The 9715-nt window shown below is 26.9% G+C and carries 9 protein-coding genes and 2 riboswitches; of the genes, 5 read left to right on the top strand and 4 right to left on the bottom strand.

Features of this window, described 5'->3' with window-relative positions; translation table 11 throughout:
• From Q0V08_RS08495 to Q0V08_RS08480, 4 genes are all read left to right on the top strand, one after another.
• The coding region (locus Q0V08_RS08495) for a hypothetical protein (RefSeq protein WP_297433895.1) at positions 1-528 on the top strand (528 nt) is incomplete at its 5' end.
• Positions 529-597: 69 nt separating this feature from the next.
• A complete protein-coding gene (locus tag Q0V08_RS08490) occupies positions 598-1155 on the top strand; it encodes a flavin reductase family protein (protein ID WP_297433893.1) in 558 nt (185 codons plus the stop codon).
• Between the two features lie 131 nt (positions 1156-1286).
• Entirely contained in the window at positions 1287-2909 is a 1623-nt protein-coding gene (locus Q0V08_RS08485; protein ID WP_297433891.1) for a nitrite/sulfite reductase, read from the top strand.
• Between the two features lie 157 nt (positions 2910-3066).
• Complete coding sequence (locus Q0V08_RS08480) at positions 3067-4296, top strand: aminotransferase class I/II-fold pyridoxal phosphate-dependent enzyme (RefSeq protein WP_297433889.1); 1230 nt, start codon at positions 3067-3069, stop codon at positions 4294-4296.
• Between the two features lie 58 nt (positions 4297-4354).
• Here the strand turns inward: Q0V08_RS08480 and Q0V08_RS08475 are convergent, their stop codons facing one another.
• Positions 4355-5764: an aromatic amino acid transport family protein gene (locus Q0V08_RS08475; protein WP_297433887.1), complete on the bottom strand. Its 1410-nt coding sequence runs from the start codon at positions 5762-5764 to the stop codon at positions 4355-4357.
• Positions 5765-5779: 15 nt separating this feature from the next.
• The gene (locus Q0V08_RS08470; RefSeq protein ID WP_297433886.1) at positions 5780-6700 is read right to left on the bottom strand and encodes a branched-chain amino acid transaminase; all 921 of its coding nucleotides are present in this window, start codon (positions 6698-6700) and stop codon (positions 5780-5782) included.
• A 359-nt stretch (positions 6701-7059) separates the two neighbouring features.
• Positions 7060-7157, top strand: a riboswitch (purine riboswitch).
• A gap of 57 nt (positions 7158-7214) precedes the next feature.
• Between Q0V08_RS08470 and Q0V08_RS08465 the strand changes: the two genes are divergently transcribed.
• On the top strand, positions 7215-8000 hold the full coding sequence (locus Q0V08_RS08465) for a 5'-methylthioadenosine/S-adenosylhomocysteine nucleosidase (RefSeq protein ID WP_297433884.1): 786 nt from the start codon (positions 7215-7217) through the stop codon (positions 7998-8000).
• A 22-nt stretch (positions 8001-8022) separates the two neighbouring features.
• Here the strand turns inward: Q0V08_RS08465 and Q0V08_RS08460 are convergent, their stop codons facing one another.
• Positions 8023-8991, bottom strand: a complete 969-nt coding sequence (locus tag Q0V08_RS08460; RefSeq protein ID WP_297433882.1) for a BMP family ABC transporter substrate-binding protein — start codon at positions 8989-8991, stop codon at positions 8023-8025.
• Positions 8992-9043: 52 nt separating this feature from the next.
• Positions 9044-9544 (bottom strand): BMP family ABC transporter substrate-binding protein, encoded by a 501-nt coding sequence (locus Q0V08_RS08455; RefSeq protein WP_297433880.1) that lies wholly within the window; start codon positions 9542-9544, stop codon positions 9044-9046.
• 68 nt (positions 9545-9612) lie between these two features.
• A riboswitch (purine riboswitch) is annotated at positions 9613-9710 on the bottom strand.
• Positions 9711-9715 lie beyond the last annotated feature (5 nt).

Here is a 9715-nt window from a genome sequence, read left to right as displayed (position 1 = left end):
AAATTAATACTTACAGGACTTTTACTTAGTAATTTACTTTATGCTAACTCATTACCTATAACTCAAGAGGAATTAAAAGAGCAACTTACTCCTTCTTTAACAAATAGTATTGTTTTTGAAAAATTCAAACCTATTTTAGCTAGAGAAGGAAAAATAGGTGAAACTATAAAAACATTCACTAAAGATGGGTTAGAAACAATAAATCAAGTTACAGTTCCTAGCTATATTGTTAAAAATACAACTGATGCTAAAGAGGAATATATTGTAACTAAAGATAAATTTGAAAAAAGATACACTTTTTTTAAAAAAGAAAATAAGACTTGGAGTTTCTTCAAACCAATTGGAGAAATTAAAGTTGTTAAAGTTAAAAATAATAATGAATTCTTTATTTTAGCTCCATGGGGAGAAAAAATGATTGTTAAAAAAGATGACTTTTTAGTTTCTCCTCTTGATTATTCAGAGATATATAGAATTGCTAATAAAGAGTTCTTTGAAACATATAAACCAAAAGATATATTACAAAAATAAAAATTATAAAAGGATTTATTTGTTTTTTTAGTATTTCATTATATAATTTAATTTTAAGAGGTGATTTTTATGTGGAAAAATTTAGGTCCCATTGTTGCTTTATATCCTACTCCAACCGTTGTTGTTGGTATGCTCGATGAGTATGAAAAAGTTAATTGGATTAATATTGCTCATGTTGGTATCATTGGAAATGATTCTATTTTATTAAGTGTACACAAAAATCATTTTAGTAATGAGATTATTAAAGACAAACTTGCTGTTTCTGTTAATATTGTAACAGAAGATATGCTTGAAGCTGCTGATTTTGTTGGAATTGTTAGTGGTCGAAAAGTGGATAAATCAAATGTTTTTGATTATACAATAGGAATAAGAAATGTTCCTATGATAAATATATCTCCTATTGTTATGGAATGTGAAGTTACTGATAACTATGAAACAAAAGAGCATAATCAATATATTTTAAAAATAAGACATACTCATATCAAATCTGAAGTTCTTAATTCTGAAGGAAATATTGATTATGATATTTTGAAACCTATTCTTTTTGAAATGCCTACAAAATCCTATTACAAGTTAGGAGAAAAAGTTGGAAAATGTTGGAAATTAGGAGAAAATTTTACAAAATAAAAAGCCCTTTTGGGCTTTTTTTTATTTTATGAACAATTTTTCTTAAAAGCTATTTCATAAAATAGTTGAATTAATGTTCAAAAAGTTGTAAAATACTAAAATCGGATATGTTCGAATAAAGGAGATAGAAAATGGAAAGAATCACAAAAAAACTGAACGAAATTGAAAATCAATATTTAGAATTGGAAAATGGTATTATCGATTACAGTAATAATATTATTAAATCCCCTGAATTAAAGAAAAAAGGATCTAAATTTGGAATTTATGAACAAAAGGGTAAAAAAATGATGTTAAGACTTAAAGCTGTTGGTGGAGAACTTTCTACTGAAAATTTTAAAGATTTAGTAGATATTATGTTTAAACAAGACATCCCTTTTTTACATCTTTCAACAAGACAAAATTATCAACTACATGAAGTTGATTTTAATAAAGTTAAATCTACTATTGAGCTTTGCAATAATAAAGAGATGTATTTTAGGGGTGGTGGTGGAAATACTTTCAGAAGTATTTTAGTCTCTACATATACAGGAGTTGACAAAAAAAGTAATTTTGATGTTATTCCTTACGCTAAAATGATTGAAAATGAAGTTTTTTTTATTGATAAAGCTTTTGATTTCGGGAGAAAATTAAAAATAGGTTTCTCTAATAGTTCAGACGATGAATTTGTAATGGCAGTACAAGATATGGGATTTGTAGCTAAGGAAATCAACGGAAAAAAAGGATTTAAAGTTTTTGCTGGTGGTGGTATGGGAAGAGGAAGTAAAATCGGACATATTTTACTTGAATTTCTACCTGAAGAAGATTTATTAAAAGCAGTTAAAGCTATGATCGAACTTTTTTATGATCGTGGAGATAGAGTTAATAGAATGCAAGCTAGACTTAGATTTTTAGTTGAAAAAATTGGAATTGATGGATTTAGAAAGCTTTTCTTAGAATACTTTAATAAAGAAACCATTGAAAATGGTCTTATTAAAAATATTGATTATACTAACTTTATTCCTAAATTAACTAAATTTGAAATTACTAATACAGATGATAATTATAAACAATGGATTGATTTATGTGTAAAAGAAACTAAATTTAAAGATATTGTTTCTTTAGTCCTTTATGTAAAAAATGGAGATTTATCAAAAGAGCATGCTCAAAAATTAGTAAATCTTTTAGATAAAGTAAATTCTCCTATTGTTAGAGCTACTATCAATCAAAATTTAGTTGTTCCTATGGTACATAAGTCAGCTTTACCATATATCTATGAATTTTTAAATAATGAAATCCCTGAAATTGTAAGTGAATCTTTTTCAATAAGAGGTCAAATCAGAGCTTGTGTTGGATCTACAGTTTGTATGATTGGAGTTCAAGATTCTATGTCTATAGCTGATTCAATTGCTGTTGAATTAGATAGTTTAGCTAATCTTTATCCTCAATATAGAAAAATTATTTTTAAAGAAGCTAAAAATATAAGAATTTCAGGATGTCCTAGTTCATGTGCTGGTATTCCAGTTGCTCCTTTAGGATTTATTGGTTTAAAAAAGAGAATTAATGATGTTTTAACTGATTGTATGCAAGTTTATATGGGTGGAATTTTAACGGAATCTGTTCAATCTCTTGCATTTGAAATACCCAACTTAATTATTCCTATAGATGAAATTCCATTACTTGTTAGAAGATTATTTGAAGACTATTTAGAAATGTTACAAGTTTACGATTTAACTTTTACACAATACATGTACGAAAGAAGATTAGAAGAATTTTAAAAAATCAAAGAGAGAGTTCGCTTTCTCTTTATTTTTATTCATTTTTGAAAATATTTTTTTATTTATTTTTTTATTTAAAATATTTTTCTAATTTTTCTTGACTTATATATTTTTTTAATTTAGAATTACATTAAAAGAAATTTAAGAGGTGATTATTATGTTAGCTGAACATTCTAAAAGTAAAAAAATTTTCGATAATGGTTTTCAAATTGCTAAAAATGCTGATTTAGCATCTAAAATATATGGTAAAGAAAATGTCATTAATGCAACTTTAGGAATTTTTTATAATGATTATGAAGAGATGCACACTTTAGATATTGTTAATAATGAATATAAAAATTTATCAGATAAAGATCTTTTCAATTATTCTTCAAGTATAAATGGTGAAGAGTTATTTATTCATGCTGTAAAACAGTATATTTTTGGTAAAAATCATATTAACGCTCTTAAAAATAATTTTTGTGAAGTCATTGCAACACCTGGTGGTAGTGGAGCTATATATAATACTTTTAAAAATTATATAAATCCAGGTGAAGTAGTTCTTCTTCCTAATTATATGTGGAGTTCTTATAAACTTATGAGCAAAGAAGTCGGTGGTGGCTATCAAACTTATTCTCTTTTTAATAAAAAAGACAAATTTGATTTAATTAATTTTAAAAATTCAGTTATGGAATTAGCTAAAATTCAAAAAAATCTAGTTGTTGTACTTAATAATCCTTGCCATAATCCTACAGGATATACTTTATCATCTTATGAAATTAAATCTTTTATGAATATTTTAAAAGAGGCATGCACTATTTGTAATATTATTTTAATTAATGATATTGCCTACATGGATTTTAATAATAAAAAAAATGATTTAAGTATGTTTTATCAAGATCTTCCTAGTAATCTTCTTCTTATGGTTACATTTAGTATGTCAAAATCTTTTTGTTGTTACGGTCTAAGAGTCGGTGCACAAATAGCAATCTCTTCATCAAAAGACACTATAGATAATTTTACAGATGCAAGTCTTTATACTTGTAGAAGTGTTTGGTCTAATATATCAAAAGGAGGTATGACTCTATTTAGCAATATTGTTCTAAATAGAAAAAAATATAAACAACTTTTATTAGAACAAAATTATATGAAAAATATGATTAAAGAACGTTCTGAAATATTTTTAGGTGAGGCAGCAGCTATTAATCTTAATATTTTACCTTATAAAAGTGGATTTTTTATAACAATCCCTTTTTCAAAAGGTTTAGAGAAAGAAATTGAATTAAAATTAAAAAATGAAAATATTTTTGCAATAATTATTCCAGGAGGTATTAGAATAGCTATTTGTAGTATACCAAAGCATAAAGTTTATAATCTTGCAAAAAAAATAAAAATAGCAATTTCTTAAAACATAAAACAGGAGATAATTTTTAAATTATCTCCTGTTTTATGTTTATATAATTATTTTATATAATTATTTTATCTAATTGTTTATTTACTCTAGCATTTTTTAAACCAATAACTATCAATGCCAAAATAAAATTTAAAATTCCTATACTATATACTAAATACATATTATCTAATTTTAATCCTTCTGGTGCAACTAAAAAATAACAAGTAATCATCGCACTCATAAAAGCAGCTGGTATTCCTGCTACCCAATAATTTCTTTTTTTCTCTATAAAATAATATGTGCATGTCCATAATCCTAGTGTTGCCAATAACTGATTTGTAGATGCTACATATCTCCAAAGAGTATTAAATCCAAATTGTGATAAAAAACCAGCTAATAAAAATAGTGGAATAGCTACTATTAATCTATTTTTCAATGAGCTTTGATTATAATTTAAAACTTCAGCAATTGTAACTCTTGCACTACGAAAAGCTGTATCTCCTGTTGTAATTGGTAAAGCAATTAGCCCAAATAATGTAAATAATAATCCATATTTTCCTAAAAGTCCTGTGATCATTTTACTAACAGCTACCATTCCCCCTCCACTTCCTGCTAGTCCTTCTACTCCATTAAAAAATCCTAAAGATATCGCAGCCCACGTCAAAGCTACAAACCCCTCTAAATACATAGCTGCCATAAATGATTTTCTTCCATCTTTCTCATTTTTTAAACATCTTGCTACTAAGACAGATTGTGTTGAGTGAAATCCAGAGATTGCTCCACATGAAATAACAACAAACATATAAGGGAATATTGGTAATTTTTTAGGGTGCATATTTTCTAAAGTTACTTCTGGTATTTTTACTCCTTTTATTAACATTGCTCCAATTAGTAAAAACATCATTAAAACTAAAGCCCCTCCAAACAAAGGGTATACTCTTCCTATAATTTTATCAATAGGTAGAAGTGTTGCTATTATATAATATCCTACAATCAAAGTTAGCCATATCTCTTTGTTAACTCCTGTAAATGATTGTAAAATCTCTGCTGGACCTGTAATAAAAGCAACTCCAACTATGATTAATAATATAATTAAAAAATATTTAGTAAAAAGTTTTGCTTTATTTCCTAAATATTTTCCTATTAACTCTTGCATATTTTCACCATTATTTCTCATAGAAATCATTCCAGTATAATAATCGTGAACTGCTCCTGCAAAAATAGTTCCAAATACAATCCATAAAAAAGATGAACTACCCCACATAGCTCCTGCTACAGCTCCGGTAATTGGTCCTAATCCTGCTATATTTAGAAATTGAACTAGAAAACTTTTAATCCAATTCATTTGTACAAAATCTACTCCATCAGCTTTTGATAAAGCTGGGGTTTCTCTATTATCTATATTAAAGTTCTTTTCCAAATATTTTCCGTATGTTAAATATGCAATAATTAAAATAACTACTCCCATAAAATAACTTTTCATAATTACATCCTCCTTTTATTCAACTATAGTTAACCACTCTCGATACTTTTCATTTTCACCTTCAACTATTTTAAAAAACTCCTCTTGAATTTTTTTAGTTATCTCACCTCTGCTTCCACACCCAACCTTTATATTATCTACTGAACTAACTGGTGTTATTTCTGCCGCCGTTCCTGTTAGAAATATTTCATCAGCTAAATATAAAAATTCACGAGGCAACGTTTCATATTTTACTACTAATCCTAAATCTTTAGCTATTTTAACAACTACATCTCTTGTTATTCCTGCTAAAGAGGAAGATGCCATCGGTGGTGTTAATAGTTCTCCATTTTTGATAAGAAAAATATTTTCACCACTTCCTTCACTTATATTCCCGAAATAATCTAAAGCTAATCCCTCTTCAAATCCCATATCTAAAGCTTCCATTTTAATTAGTTGAGAACTCAAATAATTTCCAGAAGCTTTAGCTAAAGCAGGCAAAGTATTAGGTGCTGGTCTTCTCCATGAAGATACACAAACTCTTATTCCATTTTTTAATCCCTCTTCTCCTAAATAAGCTCCCCATTTCCAAGCTGCTATTATAGACTCTACTGGATTACATGCTGGATTTACTCCAAGTTGATTATATCCCCTAAAAATCAATGGTCTTATATAACCACTTTCTAATTTATTTGTTTTTATTGTATCTAAAACACCTTTTATAAATTCCTCTTTGGCATAAGGAACTTCCATTTTATAAATTTTACAAGAATCATATAATCTATCTATATGTTCTTTTAATCTAAATATCGCTGATTTTCCATTTTTTAATTTATATAGTCTTATTCCTTCAAAACATCCTGATCCGTAGTGTAACACATGTGATAATACATGTACTTTGGCATCGTCATGCTCCTTTAATTCTCCATTAAACCAAATTTTTCCAGTTTCAATCATATTAACTCCTCCCAAATTTTTATAAATAATAAAAAAGGCTTGAAATCTATATAGACTCAAGCCTTAAAATACTTTTTTATCGCTCAAGCCTTAAATTTGTACTAAAATAAGGCTTGAATACTTAGAAGAAAAATTTCGTCTAACACCAAACCATAGAGCTTATTATTATTATCAGTATTAATAAAAAGTTTACTTTAAATTTAGTGTTCATTTTTTTCCTCCTTTTGTTTTTTTATTAAGACAAATAATAAACTATTTTTTTTTATTTGTCAACTTTTTTTGAAAAAATATTTTTATTTTTATTCTAAGTATAATTTTTTTGTTATTTTTTTAACAATATCTTGCACAAAAAAGAATTTCTTGATATTATTTATTTAGCTCATATATACCTCAAATACGGTGAGGAGTCTCTACAATCAACCTTAAATTGATTACTATGGCTTATTAATATAAAAGTTAATAACTATTTGTGTAGAGTTTTGGGTATACTTTATTTAGGAGGCAACACAAAACTATGAAAAAATTTATCACAACTTTTTTACTATTATCTTCAATTACTTTTTCAAAAGAAACTATTTTAGTTCAAGGTGCTATGGATATGGAGGTTGATTACTTAATAAAAACTTTAAAAAATCCAACTAAAGAACATATAGGTTCTTGGACATTTTGGAAAGGAACTCTTGGAGAACATGAAATTATAGTCTCTAGAACAGAAGTTGGCCTAGTTAATGCTGCGGCTGCTACAACTATTGGTATTGAAAAATATAAACCTACAATTATAATCAATCAAGGAACTTCTGGTGGACATGATTTTTCTTTACATACAGGAGATATAGTTTTAGGAACTGATATTATAAATATTGGAGCTATTCGAACAGAAAGAAAAGAAGAGGGTATACCAGAAAACATGAGAGATGGAATATTTTTTGATGTAGTTCAGAGACTTAGAGACTCTAATGATAATCTTATTACATATAAAAAATTTTCAAGTGATTCAAACTTAATGGAAATTGCTAAAAAAACTAATTATTCTAATGGAAAAGTTTCTTTAGGTGTTATCGGTTCTGCTGATCAATGGAATAGAGAAATTGAAAGAATTAAATATTTAAATACAACTTTTAAAACTCAAACTGAAGAAATGGAATCAATTGCAGTAGCTCAAATTGCAAAAGCTTATGATATTCCTTTTTTAGCTATAAGAATTTTATCAAATACAGAGATACATAATGAAGAGTTTAATCCTAAGACAGCTCTTTGGTGTCAAGAGTTTACTATTAATGTTATGAATAACATACAATAAAAAAAGTCGCAATTGCGACTTTTTATTGTATTATTATTTCTTTTAATTTTATTTTTTCTATTATAACTTCTAATTTTTTTAACTTCTCATCACCTATTATCTCTTTTGTATTTCTAAAGTCTGTTGTTCCTATCCCCTTTTCAGATAATCCGTAATAAGAATCTCCACCGTAAAACTCATTATTCAAGATAGATTTAACTGTATTATAAACTGCTATGTCTACATTTTTCATCATAGATGTTAATACTGTTCCTTTTATAAAATCATCTTGATCCGAGTCAACCCCTATAGCATATATATTATTATCTTTAGCTGCTTCTAAAACACCCAAACCACTCCCTCCAGCGGCATGATACAATATATCTGCTCCTTGCTTTATTTGAAGAGTTGCCATCTCATTTGCTTTTAATGGATCATTAAAGGCTGTTGTTCCGCCAATATATGCACTCAAAACTTTTATATTTGGATTTATATATTTTGCACCTTGTTCATAACCATTTTTAAATTTATTAATTAAGGGCATATCTATACCTCCTACAAATCCAATTATATCACTCTTACTCATCATTGCTGCCAAAGCCCCCATTAAAAAAGATCCTTCATTTTCTTTAAATAATAAATTCTTAATATTTTTTTCACTTGTTGTGTTGTCAATCATTGCAAATTTTATCTCAGGATAATCTCTCGCCACATTTTCCACAGCATCTTTCATAGGAAATCCTACTCCTATTATAAAGTCATACTCTGCATCAGCATATTCTCTTAAAAACTCTTCATCCTCTAAAGATGATTTTGGTTCAACATACTTAAAATCTATTCCTAAATCTTTTTTAGCCATTTCTAAACCTCTATATGCTGAATCATTAAAAGATTTATCTCCTAATCCTCCTGTTGATAAAACTAATCCAACTTTTAAATTAGCAAAACTCCTAGTTTTTTGCCATACAAATACAATAAAAATAATTAATAAAAACTTAAAAACATTTTTCATAAAAATAAAAACCTCCAATATTGATTTAATCCATAATTTATATGAACTTAAATCAAAATTGAAAGTTTTCAACTTTAAAATAAGCCTCTATACCTCCTACAAATCCAATTATATCACTCTTACTCATCATTGCTGCCAAAGCCCCCATTAAAAAAGATCCTTCATTTTCTTTAAATAATAAATTCTTAATATTTTTTTCACTTGTTGTGTTGTCAATCATTGCAAATTTTATCTCAGGATAATCTCTCGCCACATTTTCCACAGCATCTTTCATAGGAAATCCTACTCCTATTATAAAGTCATACTCTGCATCAGCATATTCTCTTAAAAACTCTTCATCCTCTAAAGATGATTTTGGTTCAACATACTTAAAATCTATTCCTAAATCTTTTTTAGCCATTTCTAAACCTCTATATGCTGAATCATTAAAAGATTTATCTCCTAATCCTCCTGTTGATAAAACTAATCCAACTTTTAAATTAGCAAAACTCCTAGTTTTTTGCCATACAAATACAATAAAAATAATTAATAAAAACTTAAAAACATTTTTCATAAAAATAAAAACCTCCAATATTGATTTAATCCATAATTTATATGAACTTAAATCAAAATTGAAAGTTTTCAACTTTAAAATAAGCCCATAGTAAGTTATTTACGGTAACTTGTAGAGACGTTTCACCATATTTGAAACATATATAGGATTTGTTATTATTATATATTATAT

Origin of the sequence: uncultured Cetobacterium sp. (assembly GCF_947038635.1) — a bacterium.
GTDB lineage: Bacteria > Fusobacteriota > Fusobacteriia > Fusobacteriales > Fusobacteriaceae > Cetobacterium_A.
Note: the sequence above shows the minus strand (reverse complement) of the source record. Positions and strands in the feature narration are given on the sequence as shown.